The sequence below is a fragment of the Kribbella pittospori genome (assembly GCF_004331465.1).
In the GTDB taxonomy this organism is placed as follows: Bacteria; Actinomycetota; Actinomycetes; order Propionibacteriales; family Kribbellaceae; genus Kribbella; species Kribbella pittospori.
The window spans coordinates 16,273-32,469 of sequence record NZ_SJKB01000019.1 but is presented as its reverse complement, the minus strand read 5'-3'; the positions used below and the strand labels follow the sequence as shown (position 1 = coordinate 32,469).

At 66.2% G+C, this 16,197-nt stretch carries 15 protein-coding genes; 4 read left to right on the top strand and 11 right to left on the bottom strand.

Going from position 1 to position 16,197, the window contains the following annotated elements; translation table 11 throughout:
- Positions 1–187: 187 nt before the first annotated feature.
- A complete protein-coding gene (locus E0H73_RS38710; protein ID WP_202867775.1) occupies positions 188–1,024 on the bottom strand; it encodes a methyltransferase in 837 nt (278 codons plus the stop codon).
- A 338-nt stretch (positions 1,025–1,362) separates the two neighbouring features.
- Between E0H73_RS38710 and E0H73_RS38705 the strand changes: the two genes are divergently transcribed.
- Positions 1,363–2,448 carry a serine hydrolase domain-containing protein gene (locus tag E0H73_RS38705; protein ID WP_165555989.1) on the top strand — a complete coding sequence of 362 codons (1,086 nt, stop codon included), beginning with the start codon at positions 1,363–1,365 and terminating at the stop codon, positions 2,446–2,448.
- Positions 2,449–3,536: 1,088 nt separating this feature from the next.
- Positions 3,537–4,181, top strand: coding sequence for a hypothetical protein (locus E0H73_RS38700; protein ID WP_131365100.1), 645 nt, complete (start codon positions 3,537–3,539; stop codon positions 4,179–4,181).
- Between the two features lie 486 nt (positions 4,182–4,667).
- On the opposite strand, the gene E0H73_RS38695 is transcribed toward E0H73_RS38700, so the two are convergent.
- Positions 4,668–5,078: a hypothetical protein gene (locus E0H73_RS38695; RefSeq protein ID WP_131365098.1), complete on the bottom strand. Its 411-nt coding sequence runs from the start codon at positions 5,076–5,078 to the stop codon at positions 4,668–4,670.
- A gap of 216 nt (positions 5,079–5,294) precedes the next feature.
- Here E0H73_RS38695 and E0H73_RS46225 point away from each other — a divergent pair, with 216 nt between their 5' ends.
- On the top strand, positions 5,295–5,468 hold the full coding sequence (locus E0H73_RS46225) for a hypothetical protein (RefSeq protein WP_165555988.1): 174 nt from the start codon (positions 5,295–5,297) through the stop codon (positions 5,466–5,468).
- On the opposite strand, the gene E0H73_RS47610 is transcribed toward E0H73_RS46225, so the two are convergent.
- Together E0H73_RS47610 and E0H73_RS38685 are read right to left on the bottom strand one after the other, a co-directional pair.
- The gene (locus E0H73_RS47610; RefSeq protein ID WP_420323450.1) at positions 5,465–6,610 is read right to left on the bottom strand and encodes a DnaB-like helicase N-terminal domain-containing protein; all 1,146 of its coding nucleotides are present in this window, start codon (positions 6,608–6,610) and stop codon (positions 5,465–5,467) included. The genes E0H73_RS46225 and E0H73_RS47610 overlap by 4 nt on opposite strands.
- An 81-nt stretch (positions 6,611–6,691) precedes the next feature.
- The gene (locus E0H73_RS38685; RefSeq protein WP_165555987.1) at positions 6,692–7,384 is read right to left on the bottom strand and encodes a class I SAM-dependent methyltransferase; all 693 of its coding nucleotides are present in this window, start codon (positions 7,382–7,384) and stop codon (positions 6,692–6,694) included.
- Between the two features lie 602 nt (positions 7,385–7,986).
- On the opposite strand from E0H73_RS38685, the gene E0H73_RS48120 reads away from it, so the two are divergent.
- Complete coding sequence (locus E0H73_RS48120) at positions 7,987–10,974, top strand: helix-turn-helix transcriptional regulator (RefSeq protein ID WP_165555986.1); 2,988 nt, start codon at positions 7,987–7,989, stop codon at positions 10,972–10,974.
- On the opposite strand, the gene E0H73_RS46220 is transcribed toward E0H73_RS48120, so the two are convergent.
- The 7 genes from E0H73_RS46220 to E0H73_RS38650 form a co-directional block, all read right to left on the bottom strand.
- Complete coding sequence (locus E0H73_RS46220) at positions 10,961–11,134, bottom strand: hypothetical protein (protein ID WP_165555985.1); 174 nt, start codon at positions 11,132–11,134, stop codon at positions 10,961–10,963. The genes E0H73_RS48120 and E0H73_RS46220 overlap by 14 nt on opposite strands.
- A gap of 37 nt (positions 11,135–11,171) precedes the next feature.
- A complete protein-coding gene (locus E0H73_RS38675; RefSeq protein ID WP_131365093.1) occupies positions 11,172–11,438 on the bottom strand; it encodes a hypothetical protein in 267 nt (88 codons plus the stop codon).
- Positions 11,439–11,940: 502 nt separating this feature from the next.
- On the bottom strand, positions 11,941–12,540 hold the full coding sequence (locus E0H73_RS38670) for a hypothetical protein (RefSeq protein WP_131365091.1): 600 nt from the start codon (positions 12,538–12,540) through the stop codon (positions 11,941–11,943).
- Between the two features lie 342 nt (positions 12,541–12,882).
- Positions 12,883–13,089, bottom strand: a complete 207-nt coding sequence (locus E0H73_RS38665; RefSeq protein ID WP_131365089.1) for a hypothetical protein — start codon at positions 13,087–13,089, stop codon at positions 12,883–12,885.
- Between the two features lie 466 nt (positions 13,090–13,555).
- Positions 13,556–14,260 carry a VOC family protein gene (locus E0H73_RS38660; RefSeq protein WP_131365087.1) on the bottom strand — a complete coding sequence of 235 codons (705 nt, stop codon included), beginning with the start codon at positions 14,258–14,260 and terminating at the stop codon, positions 13,556–13,558.
- Between the two features lie 244 nt (positions 14,261–14,504).
- Positions 14,505–15,104 (bottom strand): sulfite oxidase-like oxidoreductase, encoded by a 600-nt coding sequence (locus E0H73_RS38655; RefSeq protein WP_131365086.1) that lies wholly within the window; start codon positions 15,102–15,104, stop codon positions 14,505–14,507.
- Positions 15,105–15,354: 250 nt separating this feature from the next.
- Entirely contained in the window at positions 15,355–15,960 is a 606-nt protein-coding gene (locus E0H73_RS38650) for an NADPH-dependent F420 reductase (RefSeq protein WP_131365084.1), read from the bottom strand.
- Between the last annotated feature and the right edge of the window lie 237 nt (positions 15,961–16,197).

Here is a 16,197-nt window from a genome sequence, read left to right as displayed (position 1 = left end):
GGCGGCCCAGCCGGCGTGGGCATGAGGAAGACATGCCGACGTACACACCGGGTCTTCACGTGCTCGATCGGTCCGGAGGTCGACGAAAGGATGGACCGGTCGATGACCTCAGCAGGCGCGCGACAGTCCGGATCAGGACACGGCAGCAGGCGCAACATCGGATCCTCCTGGCGGGCACTGGGGACAGTCAGCGTTTGTGGCCGATGATCAGGTGCTTGTCACCGCTCGAGCGATGTACTGCGCAGTCGCTGAAACCGGCGTCCTGCAGCATGGAGAGGTACTCGTCCGCGGTGCGGTGGCGGCCCTGGGTCTCGACGTGCATGGTCAGATTCATGACTGAGGTGGCGAGCGGGCCGTTCAGTGCGTCGTCGAACAGCCGCTCCATGATCAGCACGCGGCCGGATGCCTCGCAGGCGTGGTAGGCCTTGGTCAGCAGCTGAGCGCAGGTGGCATCGGTCCAGTCCGAGAGCACGTAGCCGAAGGCAATCGCCTCGCCGCTGGGGAGTTCGTCGGCGAAGAAGTCACCAGGTACGAAGTCGAGTCGGTCGGCCAGGTCGTAGGTCGCGCGGGTCGGGTGCACGAAGTCGCCTACCTGGGGCAGGTCGAAGATGGTCGCCCGCAGATCGGGGTAGTGCTGCAACGCGGCAACGGAGAACGGTCCGCTCGCGCCGCCGACGTCGACCAGTGTGCGCACGTGGTTGAGGTCGGCAAGGACCGCAAGTTCCTTGGACGGTGCGTACGACAGGCTCCACATCGCCGTCATGAACTCTGCCAGCGCGTGGGTATTGCGGTAGAACGTCTCGAACGGCGACGGGAGGTTGTTGTCGACTTCGGCCTTGCCGTGTTCGAGATAGGCACTGAGCCGGGTGATCTGGTCGGATGTCTCGTTGACCAGGTGGTCGACGAAACCGCCGATGTAGTGTTCGTCGGCGGGGTCGAGGTACGGGCGAATCTCCGTCCTGAGTCCGTACCGGCCCTCTGCTGTGCGGTCAAGGATCCCGAACGCCGTTAGCGCCAGCAGCATCCGTTCCAGTGTTTCCGCGTCTACCTGGAGCGCAGTGGCCGCCTGTGTAGCTGGTGATGGCCCCTTGTCGATCAGATAGGCGAAGGCCCCGCATTTGTCGGCAAGGTTCAGGATCGGTGTCGACACCACACCGAACATGGCCCTTTCCAGCGCGCTGGGCATCATGGCGATTTCCTCCTAGCTGCATCGTCTGTTCCGGTGAGACCAGCCACGCTAGGCAAGACCGCAACGGGTGTCGTTGCCGCGCACCGCCCAATGCTTGCGGATCCCCGCCAGCCCAGTCGGCCACTAGAGTGCTGGCTGACCGAAGACCTGTGCGCAGCACGGAAGGTTCAGTCGTGAGTGTTCTCGAGGCAACGGCCGCACGCCTGATCAGCGACGCCGGTGATGGAGCTCCCCCGGGCGTCGTCCTGGGCATCAACACTCCGGGCATCAAGGCGTCGGTCAGTGCCGGCCATCGAACCGTCCGGTGGGAGGGCGACGTGCGGCACGGGGTAGCGGCGATGACAGTCGAGACCTATCACGATCTCGCCTCGGTCACCAAGGTCGTGGCGACCACGACCGCGCTGATCCGGCTGGTGTCCGCGGGCCTCGTCGACCTCGACTCCGCCGTACGTCGCTATCTTCCGAACTTCACCGGCGACGCAACGGTGCGGGATCTCCTCCTCCATCGAGCCGGCCTCTGGGAGTGGTACCCGCTCTACATCAGTCCGCGCCAGGTGGAGGAACTCCCGCGGCGATATGAACCTCGCCAGGAGCGTCACTACTCCGATCTCGGCTTCATCCTGCTCGGCCGGATCATCGCAACGGCCTTCGGTGGCGATCTGGAGCGGGCTGTGACCGAACTGGTCACCACACCGCTCGAGCTGATCAACACCCGCTTCGCTCACCCAGCCGGCGAACCAGTGGCGACCGGTGCCCGCGACGATCGGATCGAGATGACGATGCTCGACACCGGCCGGCCCTACCCGGTGCCGCACCGCAGCACCGAATTCACCGGCTGGCGACAGCACTCGATCGACGGGGAAGTTGCCGACTGCAACGCGTACCACGCCTTCGGCGGTGTCGCCGGCCATGCCGGCCTCTTCTCGAACGTCCCCGACCTGTTGCGCTGGGCCACAGCGCTTGCCGACTACGAAGAGCACGACGTCCTCTGGCAGCCGGACGTCGCCCGGGAGTTCTTCACGGCGGGGCCGGACGAGACACAAGCGCTGGGCTTCCGGCGCTATCGTCTCGACCTGCCGGGCGAGACCGTGACCGTGCTGGGCCATCCCGGGTACGTCGGCTGCGCGGTGGGCTTCGTACCAGGACGCGGCATCGCCCTCGCCCTCGGCAGCAACCGCCTACTCGTCCCCGGCACCCCAGTCAGCACCGAGACACTCTTCACCGAACTACTCACCACGACCAGCACCCTCCTCCAATAACCAAGCACCCGATCGACGTTCGGCCTGGAATCCACATCCAACAAGGGACCGCACCACCGCCGGGCCTACGCCACGGGTCGAGGCTTGCTTCGGCGCCGGACCGGTAGAAGGCGACAACTGCGGGGATCAGTTCCATGGGTTCTGACGATGCCGTGCCCGCGGCCGTGCAGCAGCAGGTGGCCGAACTTGGGTCTCGGGTGCAGATGCCGGCCGTCAAGCTGGTCGGTCATCGACGACACCGCGCAGCTTTGTGAAGGCGTCCCGAAGCGACGACTGCGACCCTCGCACGGTGTGAGCCGGTGCGGCGACCCGGACCGGCGCCTGCCCTGCTCCAAGACACGCGCCAACTGCTTGGACGGGCCTCAGCGTCATTCCTTCGTTCTCTTGGATGCGAGGTCCAGCTCCTCGGTGACGAGTTCTCGCCACCGAACTGGTCCGTGCCCGGAAAGGGCGAAGCTGGCGCTGCGCTTCAGCCGACCAGCAGCCCAAGGAGGGCACGATGAGAACACGCCGAATTCCGATCACCGCAGCACCGGCCGGCGGCGAGTGGACGAAGGTCGAGTGACGCCGCGCAGGTTCGCGCTGGGCTGCCTGCTCGCGGCCCTCGCGATCGCTGCCCTGATCGCCGGCTGGTGGCTGCTCGCCACCTACGTGTTCAGCACCGGCGATGACGGTCCCACTACCTATTCGATCGAGAAGAGACGAGCGACGAGACTGCCCGGGGTTGGTTCACCCCCGGGATGGGTCACGCCAACGAGTTCCGGCTGCTCGCCGTCTGCGTCTCGGCCTGAAGCCCAGCGCCGCACATCAGACCTGGATCGAGTACAGCGGCGACTAGCACGCCCGCTATCCAACCACGACGGTCACCAAGGCTTCATGGCGGACCGACAACACCGCTGCCTCTTGATGAGCTCCTGTCATTCGATGAAAGTGAACTGAAAGTGTGGCGACGGAGAATGCCCGCGACGCATCTCAGGGACGTCGCTCGTGCACTGCCGCGGGCATCGAGCGACTGCAGGAGAGGTGACTCCATGAGACATCGGACAGGGCAACGACCGGCTGGAACGAGACCGCCGTCCATCGCAGGTTTGGACATCTCCGATGGCCCACACGCGCAGTTCCTCGCCACTGAGCACTGGAGCTTGCTCGCCACGCGGAGCATGACGTGGAACGAGATCTTCAGCCGCACCGGGACCTACCTGACTGTGCTGTCGGCGACGGTCGTCGCACTCTCGCTGGTTGCCAACGCGACCGGCTTCGGCAGAGACTTCCGGACCTTCGCCCTGCTGGTTCTCCCCCTCGTCCTCCTAGTGGGGATCGGCACGTACTTTCGATTGGTCGAAGCCGATATCGAGGACGCATGGCTGGTGATCGGTATGAACCGGCTACGGCATGCCTACGTTGAACTCGCACCGGAGATCGAGCCCTACCTTGTTGCCAGTCATCACGACGACGAGCCCGGTCTTCTCCAGACGTACAGCTTTCGTGGCCGTGTCGGCGTAACGCACTGGTTGTCGGGATCGCCGGTCATCGTCGGGATCATCGACGTGGCCGTGGTCGGCGTACTGACAGGATTGATCTGTCGCTCCGCAGGTGCTGACACGGTGGTTCAAAATGTCGTCAGCGGCATGATGGCTGTGCTGACCCTGGCCTTGCTGGGCGCCGTCGCATATCGCAGGGTCCGCAGAGCCAGCCAGGACTACTGGGCCCGCTTCCCCAGTGCGAGCAACTGATGCGAGCAACACCGCCGATCGGCCATCGAGCAGACTGCGCGGGCGCGCAGGCGACCCGACATTCAAGCCATCGGACATCGCCGCGTAGCTCGCGGATCTGGATGGCTGGAACCTGTAACAGAAATCGGGCGGTTCTCCGTCCCAGGGACTTGTTCGGGCGGACCGACAAATGCCGCGCCGCGAAAGCGGCAGCCGGGGTCCACGCGTCTCGTCAAGGCAACCAGACGTCGTGACCTGCGAGGTCGCGATGATCGTGCACCGGCCAGTGAGAACCGGCTGGACGCAGCTCACGGCCAACCGCGGCCGGCGCCCGACGATTGCGACTGGAATCGATCGTGCGGAACGAAGTCAGAGTGGAAGCCATCGGCCGAAGAAGCCAAAGCTCCACTTGGTAACAGCGGTCACTCCGCGGCCGGAGGCTGCGCGTCGTCGCTGACACGAACAAAACCTCCAGCCGGTTGCCCGAGAGATCAACGTCAGCTGAGTTCAGAGGTCATGCCATTCCCCGAGACAACGCACATCGGCACCATCTGCGAACTTCCGGAGCACGTCCCGTGCTCGCGCGGACTCCAGCACGTAGTCCCCAGAGAAGGTCGCAAGATCGTCCATGATCAGCACGTCCACCAAGTCCGAACCGACCACCGAACCATCCCCCGTGAGAAGGGCTATCGACTCCGGCCCCGACATGCACTGCACGACAGCGAACCCCATCCGGAATCCGACAAGAAGCGCTGGAAAATCGTCGTCCGCCCGTCGAACCTCGACGTACCCCTGATCGATCGTGGACAACTCGTCAACCAGGCGAACCAAGTCGTCTCGGTCGACCAACTGCTCGGTGGCAGCGAACCGGCCTGTCTCCACCGAAGTCGCAGCGACGAGCGCTCGTTCATTGGACACGTGGTTCCACTCCTATCGAGGCCATGGCTTCGGATCTGCGTTGTTGCCCACGAACGTCCGACTGTTGCCCCACTTCGCCGTGCGTGGCACCGTCCCGGCAGGAGCTCGAACATCAAGGGTCGCACCTTGCGGCAGCAGCGTAGGCACTTCGGACGTACAGAACCCGCAGATCCCGTTGGGCCGGTCACCTTCACCACAGCTGCCGGCGAGATGCTCATGATGGACCGTGCCCTGTTCGGCGGCAACTCAGGCGGCAACGATGAGTACGAGGGCGAAGAGGAATGGGGCAGCGCAGTAATGGGCGGCCTTCGTGACTGCCAGCCGGCCGGGTGTCGGGCTCGATCGGCGATGCGGTACGGCGTACTGAGAGACGACGTACTCGTCGCCTAGTTCGGGCCCGCTCTCCGCACAGGCCTGGCCCGGCGCCGACCTCGAGGGCTGCTGCCCACTGACTCACGCGCAATTGCAGGTTCTGCATACTGCGCCCGGGCGGAGGATGTGTCAGCATCACTCCTCGGGTCTGTCTGTACCTCCTTGGCAGCACGACCTCCGACCTCCCTGAGGAGCTTGCTGTGCGTATCACCCTGCCGCGCGCCATCGCGTTGAGCGCAGTGCTCCTGCTGTCTGTGGCCTGCGGGAGCATGAGCGAGGACGCGGATGCCGAGCAGAGTCTTGTGTCCGTCACGCCCGCCGGGCTCACGCAGGAGACCTTCGTCCCACGGGTGCTGGATGCGCTCTGGGCGAAGCGCAGCTTCAGCGTGGAGGCCTTCGTGGTTCCGAAGGGCGGGCGACCAAGCGACCTTCACAGCTAACGTGCGCCTGACCGGGGCCGGGACCGACGTCTCCATCCCGGCCGGAGACCCTCCAGTAGTCCGGATCGGCGATGCGGTGTACGTGAAGGACCACAAGCTGACCGGCAGCACGAAGCGCCCGTGGGCACGGCTGAACCCGGGCAGCAAGAATCCGGCCGAGGATTCGACGCCGAGGACGTTCTGCGACGGATCGAGTTCGTGCTGGACGACGGCGCGGAGCTGGCTACCCACCTGCGGCTGACGTTGCGCGACTTCGGCAAGAGCCTGCCGATCGCCGCGCCGCCAGCGGCGACGGTTGGCACTGTAGGTCGGTAAGGGTCTTGTCGAGGGCGCCCTCATGATGTCCTTCAGCGGCGCGTAGTCCTCGGCGGTCCACTTCTCGGTGACCGAGTACACCTCCGCCTGCGCCTCGTCGACGACGTCGTCGACCTCGCCCTCACCGGCATACCCGAGCTGGACGATCTTCGTACCGGCCTCGACCAAGCGGCGCAGAATCGCCTTCTCCCGGACGATATGCGCGTAGTACCCGGCGTTCGCCGCGAGCGGGACGGAAGCGACCAGCGTGTGCACGTACGGCGCGCCGCCGATCCGGGCCATCTCGCCGCGGGCGTACACGTCGGTGATCGCGTCGAAGACGATCTCGTGCGCCGGCCGGTAGAACTCGGTACTGCGCAGGGTCTCGATCACGTCCGCGAGCGAGTTGCGATCACTGTGTCGCAGCCGGCGGCGAAGTCGTCATCGACGAGGTTCGGCACCACTGGGGCGCGGCCACGCGCACCGGCCGTATGCCGCGATGGCGACTCAGTCACCGCGCTCAAGACCGGTGGCGGTTGCGGTCGCGACAAGGATCATGTGGTTGTCGGTCATGTACGCCGTCGGGGTCCAGCTCCGGGAGCGCAGGTCGGCCTCGAGCTCGTCGACGGTCCAGTACCGCTTCATCACGGTGAACTGGCGCCCGTCGGCCAGCTGGCGCTGCTCCGGTCGCCCGCCGGACGGTTGGGGCGACAGTGAAGCGCTGTCGACGATGAAGACCCGACCGCCGGCTTTCAGCGCTGACCGAACTCCGGCCCAGAACCCTGCCAGCCGACCGTCGGGGACGTGCGACAGCCAGTAGGTGAACATCACAACGTCGTACGACGCCGGATCCGGTCGCCAGCCAAACACATCGGCTACTACATATTCGATGTTGAGTGGTGCCCCTGCGAGTCGTTCGCGGTTGCGCTCGATGACCTCCGGCGAGGCGTCGACGGCGGTGACGTGTTCGGCGTGTCCGACCAGGTGCCGGGTCCATAGCCCGGTGCCGCAGGCCAGCTCGAGCACCCGTCCCGTCGGAGCGAAATCCTGCAACGCTGCCTCGGCCTGGGCGACATCGTGGAACCACTGCCGCTCGAGCTCGGGTGGCAGCGCATACGGTCCTCGACGGACCCACCAGTCGTCGTACTCGCCTGCGCGCGCCCGGTAGTACTCGATCTGCTCGGCAACCGTGTCGTCCATCGTGCCACGGTAGAGCCGCACTCCAGGCCGGCCGATGCGACACCCGCTTCGCATGATCCGGCCGAGGGCCGGCCTCGACCGGTCGACGTCGACCGGTTCCCCTGATTGTCTGCGTCACTGGGCAGCCGGGAGCGGCTCCAGCAGTTCCGGCCCGTTGTCCTTCACGGTGTTCACGGCCTTGGAGCCGGCGTACATGTCGAGCGAGCCGACGCTGTCCGTCGCCGTAGTGGTGATGATCCCGCCTGCACCAGCTCGACGACACCGAGGTGGTGTACGTCGGGACCACCCGGTCCGGGTCGTCGTCGTGGAGCGACTTGTCGTACGAGACGTCATACAACCCGGCCAGCGCCAGCGTCGACCCGTCCGCCGGCCACAGCACGAACGGCTGCTTGAGCTTCTTGCCCGACTTGCCGACCTCGTCGGTCTCCAGTCACTCGTAGAACGCGTCGACCGGACTTAGCGCCCGCCGCGACGTGAACGCGCGCCGCTACGCGGGCTTCTCGTGGACCGTTTCCGCGCGGCGTTGATATCTTCGCGCCGTTTGGTCGGCCCGGGCCAGGTCGAGGGAGACAATACGGCGGGCTCGGGGCAGACTGGGTGGCGTGGGTGGGCCGGCAGTTGCGCGGCCACCCCTCGTTGCGGGGCGGGTCGAGGAACAGGGGATCCTCGGTGCGGCGATTCAGGGGGCGGCTGAAGGTCGGCCGTGTGCGATGTTCGTGCACGGCGAGGCGGGCGTGGGCAAGACCTGCCTGGTGAGGCGGATCTGCGACGCTGCTGTCGGGCGGGACTTTGTTGTGCTGTGGGGGCAGTGCGTCCATTTTGGATCTGTCGACTCGCCATATCTGCCGCTGGTCAACGCCCTGGAGGGCTGGCTCGAGTCGGCCGCGCCTACGGAGGTGTCCGAGGTGTTGGCCGCTGTTCCGGCCGCTGCTGAGTTGTTGCCTTCGTTGGGTGGGCAGGCCTCACTGGGTGCGGTTCGGCTGCTGTCGGTGGTCGATGGGATGGTGATGGCGATCGCGTCCCGGCGGCCGACGGTGTTGGTCGTGGATGACGTGCAGTGGGCGGATCCGGCGTCGCATGATGCGATCACCTATTTGGTTGCGGGCTTCAGGAGCCAGCGGCTGGCAGTGCTGGCGACGTATCGGGACGAGGAACTCGCGGCGGGGCATCCGCTGCACAGTTGGCTGGCCGACCTGACCCGGCTGCCGTCGGTTTCATCTCTGCGGCTGAACAGGCTGAGCCGGGACGATACCGAGGAGCAGCTCGCCTTGCTGCTGGGGGGCCGACCACATCCGCGCCTAATAGCTGACGTGATACGTCGGTCTGACGGCAATCCCTATCTCAGCGAACTGCTCGTCGGTGGGGCCACGCTCGCGGACGACGGCCTTCCTGCTGAACTGCCCACGGAGTTGGCGGGAGCGTTGCTCGGGGCGTGGCACCGGCTGTCGGCGCGGGCGCGTGAGGTCACGCGGATGCTGGCTGTTGGCGGACGGCCTGTACTGATCGACGATCTGACCGAGGTCGCCGCGGCACGCGGCATCGGCGCCGAGGATGTCGTCGCCGCGCTGGTCGAGGCGACGGACTCCGGGATCTGCGTAGCACTGGGCGCTGAGATGTGCTGGTTCCGGCATCCTCTACTGGCCGACGTACTGTACGGAACCTTCGTCCCCGGCGAGGCAGGCCCAATCCATGCGGCATGGGCGAAGGCGCTCGAGTCTCGGTCCCGCAGTGGCATCGACGAGGTACGTCGGCAGGGCGACCTAGCGCTGCACTACCAAGGGGCAGGGGACCCGGAGTCCTGCCTCGAGGCGTCGCTACGCGCAGCCGATCTCGCGCGAGATGTCAGGGCGCTTCGCGAGGAGGCGCTTCACCTGAGCCGGGCGGCGCGCCTCTGGCCTACCGTCCATCGCGGCGACGCCAAGAGGGTGGGCCAAGAACTGGACCTGCTGGAGCGCGCCGCTGGGGCGCACCGGCTGGCAGGTGACGACGAGTCAATCTTCACGGCGTGGAATCGGGCGCATGACTTGGTCGATGAACGAGCCGATCCACTGCGGGCGAGCTGGATCATCAGGCGCCGGTCCTTTAGCGCTCGGTCAACGGGCCGAGCCACGGGCGAACCGGTCCATGAGCTCGAGCGCGCTGTCGAACTGGCCCGTGCGTGCGCTGACAGCAGGGAGTATGCCGACGCGCTCGCCGATCTGAGCGAGTCTCACACGTTCATGAACGCCCCCGACGTGGCGCGACGGTACGCGGAGCAAGCAGTCCAGGCAGCGCATCGGTCCGGGTCCACCGAAGCACTGACGCACGCCTACAGGGCACGGGCATTGGCGTTCATCCGGGAGGACCGATCCGATCGCGACTCAGCCGAGTGCTTGCGATTCGCCCGGATGACGGATGACCCTTCCTTGCTCGAGGACGCCCGTATGGTCAGGTCCGACTACCTCGAGGCGCGCGGCCGTGTCGCCGAGTCGACCGAGCTCATGGCCGAAGGGCTCAGCGATGTCCTCGGCGCAGGCGCGTTGAGCGGGGTCTCCGGCCTCACGCGTGTCCTGGCGTGCCAGCTCCTCATGTTCGGGCGCTTCGAGGAGGCCGGCCACGTCATCCGCCAGGGCCTGGCGTTGGCGGATGGGCCGGAGAGAACAGCTGACGTACGGCTCGCCGCCGCCTTGCTGTCCACACGGCGAGGAGAACTAGAGGTCGCGCGGCTGCACGTACAACGGGCGAAACAAGCGATACCGGACCTCGAGGACCGCCCCGGCTTAGTGGCGCCGCCGATCCTGGCCGAGTACCTCGTGGCAGCTGGTCATCCCGACCAGGCTCTCGACATGCTCACGCGGACGCTTGCGGTCCAGTCCGTAGATCCCCGGGTTGCCGACGAGATGCTGATGTGGGGTGCGCGTGCTGCAGCCGACATGGCGCAGGACGCCCGAGACCGACACGACGGCGACCGAGCCACTACGGCGAGAACCGCCCTCGACCACCTCGTTGCATTACGCAATGACCTCCCTCCGCGGCCGTTCGAGGTGCTGGTCGCCGAGGACCGTGTCCAACCGGCGATGGAAACACTCTTCAACGCGGAGACGCGGCGATGCAACGGTAAGACGGACGCATCTTCAACCTGGCAGAAGGCCGTCGCTTCGTGCGAAGCCGCAGGCCTGCAATGGGAGCAAATGATCGCGGCCTGGCGATGGGCGCAGGCCCTGCTGGACGAGGGAGCAGGTCCTTCCACCGTCGCCGCGCCACTCAGAACAGTGCACCAATTCGCAACTGCATCTGAGGCCCACCCCCTGCAGCGACAGGCAGCCGGACTGGCGGCCCTCGGCAAGATCTCGCTCGAAGAACCGGCGCCGACGCAGCAACGCGACGCGCTGCCGGCGCCCTTCGCCGCTCTGACGCAACGAGAACTGGAGGTACTCTCGTATCTCATCGCGGGGAGAACGTATGCAGAAATCGCCGACGCCCTGTTCATCAGCAAGAAGACAGTCAGCGCCCATGTGTCGAACTTGCTGCGCAAGACAGGAACATCGTCGCGTCAAGATGTATCCGCGCTCGCGCTGAGACTAGGTCGGCCCACAGTCAACCAGGACTGAACCACCCCGGCTCGGGCTGGTGGACCTCCGGCATCAATGCGATGTGCGCGGGTGCCTCAGAATGCCGTTTGCGGGGCAGGTCGAGCACGACGATCGACGTTGTCATGAACGCCAACATCGCTTGCGTGTAGCTGTCCAGGATCACGCGGATGATCGGCAACCGGCGTACGTGTGAGGGTGTAGGTACGGCGATCCACCTAGATGGCAGGCGCCTGGCGACGCCGGTACAGCCACAGCCCACCGAGAGCCAGGCCTGCACCGCCGACCGCGGATGCGCCGGCCTGGACGGCCTCGACGGCTGCGTCGTCCACCGGCACCTGCACCCGCTGGGTCACCGACACCGGTGCGGTGGTGTCCCCAGACCTCGGCTCCGGGGGTTGTTGTGCCGACGCTTCGGTCGCAGTGAACGCGGCGGCGCCCAACACGAGTGCGGATACTGCGATGGCTGAATTCCTGCGGTTCATGACTTCTCCATGAAGTCCATGCTCCCTTCATGGTCTGCGCGCAGGCTGCGCCACACATCCGGTTCATCACCTCAGACCAAGGGCCAAACCTCCTCAGATCAGCCCGCCACTAAGGGTTTGCGTGGATACGTCGTACGGCTCCCCTCGCTACACGTCCGCAGGTTCGGTCAAAGGCCCCAGCGAAACGCCCGGAGTGCCCGTACCGGGCCAGCGTCCTCGTCGACGTCATCCGCGATATGGGCGATGACCGCTGGGTTGTCCTTCGTCGGAACGAGGTCGAACCCCAGGGCATCAAAGCCATCCAGCTCGCCCGCCAGAGCGTGACGAAACCAGCCCCGGGAGACGCAAGCCGTAGCCGCGCCTCCCTGGGCCGGCGCCGCGAGGAAGTCGAATCTGCAAGGCATCTAGCCCGCCGACACCACGCTCCCGCCCAGTGGCCAGGCGGGGATCTTGCACCCTCACCGAGATACGCCCTCAGCAGCACGAACCACCATGCCCCCAGTCAGCAGGGAACGATCCAGTACGTGTCGCCACCGAACGAGGTTGTGCCGTGGAAAGGAGCCTCCATCGTCTGGGCCAGGTAGTGCTTGCCGTGGTCGTAGAACTTGGCGCGCAGGCCTGGGGTCTGGTTGTTCACGTACGACGCGAACCACGAGGGGGTGTAGTGCCACGTACAGCTCGACATCCGGTCGACCATGCCGGTGAAGCTCTGCGTCTGATAGGTGCAGAACTGGTAGTAGTGGCAGCCGTAGACATCCCCGGCCAACGTCGTGGCGCCGAGCTCTCGAGCCACGGCCTCACCGGGCAGCGGAATCAGCGTGTCGCCCCCATCCCAGACGACCCGGTTGATCGCGACCTGGGTGCCGCCGGTACGGGCGACCACCTGGTCGACCTGACCTTGCAGTGACCGAGCCTCCTGGGACGAAAGGTGGTTGGCCTCCGTCTGAGCCCGAAGAGTCGACGCCAAAGCTGTCGCTGCGGCCGCGCTTTGCCCGCCGTCCGGGCCGGCAGACGCCGACGACGTGGTGGTGCCGAACGCGAGGCCGGCGGCCAGAACGGCCACCGCAACACCGAACCGTCGTGTGGAGAAGGACAATCTCATCAACACTCCATCCTTAGCAGAATTCCGCGTCGGCCGCGGGTCGGACCGTTCGCGGACTAGTCCGTCAGCTCCACCCTGATCCGGGTGTGGATCGAGTCGGCCGAGCTGGCGTCAACTCGCCAAGTCAGAGCCGGATTTACCGCGCGGGGTTCGAGTCGGAGTTCGAGGCACTCCCGTTGCTAGTGGTACCGGCCAGCCTGCAGGCCGGCGGGGAGACGCGACCCGTAACCGTGCCATCCCGGCCCGGGTCGGTAGGTCGGCGGTGTCTCGACGTCGGTCTGTGTCAGGTCGATGCTGTGCGTTGGCAACGAGCGGTATCTGAACCGTGCGCTATACGGTAGGTCAGTGCCGCCAGGCCTTTACGGCCGACAGGATCAGCAAGAGCGCGAGTAACGGGATGAGGACGCTCGCGGAGACCAGGCCGAGGAGCAGGCCGCCGAGGATGGTTCCGGCCGTCATCGCGACGACGAAGCCGAGGTTGGCGCGGAGGCTGGTGAAGCTGCTGTAGCGGGCGAACGCGACCAGCATGGTGGGGTAACGACACCGCAAGGGACAGACTGTCGGCGACGGTGATGGCAACGCCGAACAGCAGCACGATGGTGGGGATGAGCAGTTCGCCGGCCAGCCACGCCCCGAAGCGCAGCGGCGACGCCGACGGCCAGTCCCGCGGCGACTCCGACCGGGATCCGCACGGCGTTAGCCAGGTCTGGCGTAGGCAGAGTGTCGAGGTGGTGCGCTGCCAGAGCAGCGGCGATGAGCACGAGGAGCCGCCGCGAGAACGCGGTAGAGGGTGGCAGAACGCATCTTGGTGGCGCAGAACAGCACCAGCCCGCTGACCGGACTATTGAACGACGCGCCGGTGATGGGCATGCGGGGACGGATGCGTTCTGAACCCCGGCCGCGGCATTGGAGAGATCGACATGGTCGCCGTCGACCCAGACACCAGGGGAAGGGGGTTGGTAGGGCTCTACGCGGATGCCTGACCGGCGCGCGGCTGGAGACGGTGACTTGCGACTCAGGCTGTGTGGAGGCCGAATTCGTTGCTGTTCGGGTCGGCCATTTCGACGCGGTCAGACCGGTCGGCAAGACGGGTCGCACCGAGTGAGACCAGTCGTTCCGCCTCCCTGGCGGGGTCCGCGGTGACCAGGTCGAAGCGCTGCCGGTTCCTTGCGTTCTTGGGTTGGATCGGCGGTCCGCCCCATGAGTCCCATGAAATCTTGGTGCCGCCGAGCGGCGACTGGACCGCGGTCTGCTCCTGCTCGTCCAACACCAGCGGCCAGCCCAGCGCGTCGCGCCAGAACAGGCCGACGTCTCGTGTTCCGTCACAGGTGACCTCGCCGAGGTAGCCGGTGCCGGCCAGATAGTTGTTGCCCGGCTCGATCACACAGAGCTCGTTGCCGCCAGGGTCGGCCAGTACGACGAAGTTGACATCGGGTCCTTGGCCCACGTCAATGTGGCGGCCGCCCAGGCGCAGCGCTGTCTCGACGGTTCGCTGCTGGTGTTCAAGGCTGGTGCTGGTCAGGTGCAGATGCAGCTGTCGCGGGCCAACCTGCACGGTGTCGGAGGTGACGAAGCGAAGCCCGACCTGCGTCTTGTCACCTGGTACAAACGCGCCGCCAGGCTCCGTGCGGACCTCTCGGTCGAGCAGCCCGGCCCAGAAGGCCGCCACCGCGGTCGCGTCGGCCACGTCGAAGACCACTGCTTCCAGTCGTAGAGCCACCTCTACAACCTAGGGCGGGCTCATGGCCTTGGCGACTGGTTTGCGCAGAGATCGAAGAGGCTGCCGACATTTCGCGTTGGAGGACTGCCTGCAACACTTCGCCGACGAGATCCAGCGGCACTGCTGGATCTCGGGATGCCGTTTGCATCTCAGCGCGACTCACCCGACGGTGACGGCAACGTTGTCGAGACACGGCCTCTCGTACGACGCTGCGGCCGGCCAGACCGGTGATGCCCGACCCGTCTCAGTCGAACTCGTAGCGTTCCTCGCGCCAGGGATCGCCGTGGTTGTGGTAGCCGGCCCCCTCCCAGAAGCCGGGCTCGTCGCGGAGCATCAGTCGCAATCCGTTGAGCCATTTGGCCGACTTCCAGAAGTACAGGTGCGGTACGAGTAGACGGGCCGGGCCGCCGTGCAACGCGGCGAGCTCCTGTCCGTCGTACCGGTAGGCGATCCAGGCCTTCCCACCACGTAAGTCGGTCAGCGGCAGGTTCGTCGTGTAGCCGCCGTACGAGCTGACCATGACGTGTGTCGCCTCGGTATCCACATCGGCGAGGACGGCATCGACCGGTACTCCTTCCCAGCGGGTCCCGAGTTTGGACCATCTGGTGACGCAATGGATGTCGACCACCGGCGACTCCAACGGAAGGGCGAGCAGGTCGTGCCATCGCCAGGTTCGCTGCGTGCCGGTCTCCGACGTGACCGTCAGCTCCCACTTGTCCTTGGGGATCAGTGGCGTCACACTCGCCGACAACACCGGGAAGCCATCGGTGAGATGCTGGCCAGGTGGCAGCCGCTGATCATCTGAGCCGCCCCTACCTTCGAACCCGCGGTTCACGATTGCCATAAGGGTCTCCTCGTCCGACGATCTCCTACTGCACCGTCATGCGGTCTGTTGTTCCGGTAGGTAGCCGGCCTCGATCAGAGCGAGGCGCAGCCTGCGACGGGCATCATCTTGTAGATGGCATTGTGCGTCGCGCCGAGCTGATCGGCGAGTACGTCGGTGGGCATCCCGTTCAGCACCAGCGCGACAAAGACCATCCGTTGGTTCGCCGTCAGCTTCTCGTCGACGGGTTGCCATCGTCCTGTTTGAGCCGTCAGTCCGCACGCCGCAGATCCAAGCCGGCCAACGGACCCCCGGGCTGCTGAAGCGCACTGCCAGCAGCCAAGCTCCCAAGGTCCACGGGCGCGTAGCCGATGTCGTCGATGAGTACGCTGACCACCGCGCGGGCCTCCGCGTCGTCGCCGGACAGGAACATGACCCGCCGCCCGGCTGCGTTCGCGGGCGGCAGTGCGAGGACCGAAGCCGGCAACGTGCAGAACGCCTTGACCACCCTGGCGCCGGCGGCGGATGCCTGGACGAGCTCGCTCGAGGTAAGCCCGCCGAGGTCGTGCGGTTGCGGCAGACGAAGGTGGCTCGCGGGCGCCGTGGCGTCGATGAGGGTCCGGCCGTGCCACGGCGGCAGCTGCTCGAGCAACGGGACGACCACGTGCCACGGGATCGCGAGGACGACGAGGTCCGCGGCCGCAACAGCACTCGTCTCGAGGGCACTCGCCCTGGGGCCGAGGTCGTCCACCGCGGATTCCAGTGTCGCCGGACTGCGGCTGTTGCACAGTACGACGTTCCGCCCCGACGCGACGACATGAGCGGCGAGCGCCCGTCCCACCGCACCGGAGCCCACGATGCCGATCGTCGCCGCCATCACTGACCTCCTGGCTCCCTCGGATACCGCGCCGTACGAACTCGGAAAGGTCGGCCGATCTGATACGAAGGCGCGCCGAGTACGCCGACCTCGTCCCAGCTAGACGGTGTCGCCGCCCTGCGCCACTCTTACTCCCCACGAATCGAGATCCGCATGGACGCGCTCGCAGAAGTACGTGCAGACATCAGGAACCACGCCTCGAACGCCCGGGCCACCTGTGATAGGCCCAGACCGTCG

Bases quoted from the DNA above. Each gene is read 5' to 3' on its own strand.
- E0H73_RS38710 (WP_202867775.1), bottom strand. From the start codon at position 1,024: ATGCTGCTGGCGCTAACGGCGTTCGGGATCCTTGACCGCACAGCAGAG.
- E0H73_RS46225 (WP_165555988.1), top strand. From the start codon at position 5,295: ATGATGGACCGTGCCCTGTTCGGCGGCAACTCAGGCGGCAACGATGAG.
- E0H73_RS38685 (WP_165555987.1), bottom strand. From the start codon at position 7,384: ATGGACGACACGGTTGCCGAGCAGATCGAGTACTACCGGGCGCGCGCA.
- E0H73_RS38675 (WP_131365093.1), bottom strand. From the start codon at position 11,438: ATGAACCGCAGGAATTCAGCCATCGCAGTATCCGCACTCGTGTTGGGC.
- E0H73_RS38670 (WP_131365091.1), bottom strand. From the start codon at position 12,540: ATGAGATTGTCCTTCTCCACACGACGGTTCGGTGTTGCGGTGGCCGTT.
- E0H73_RS38655 (WP_131365086.1), bottom strand. From the start codon at position 15,104: ATGGCAATCGTGAACCGCGGGTTCGAAGGTAGGGGCGGCTCAGATGAT.
- E0H73_RS38650 (WP_131365084.1), bottom strand. From the start codon at position 15,960: ATGGCGGCGACGATCGGCATCGTGGGCTCCGGTGCGGTGGGACGGGCG.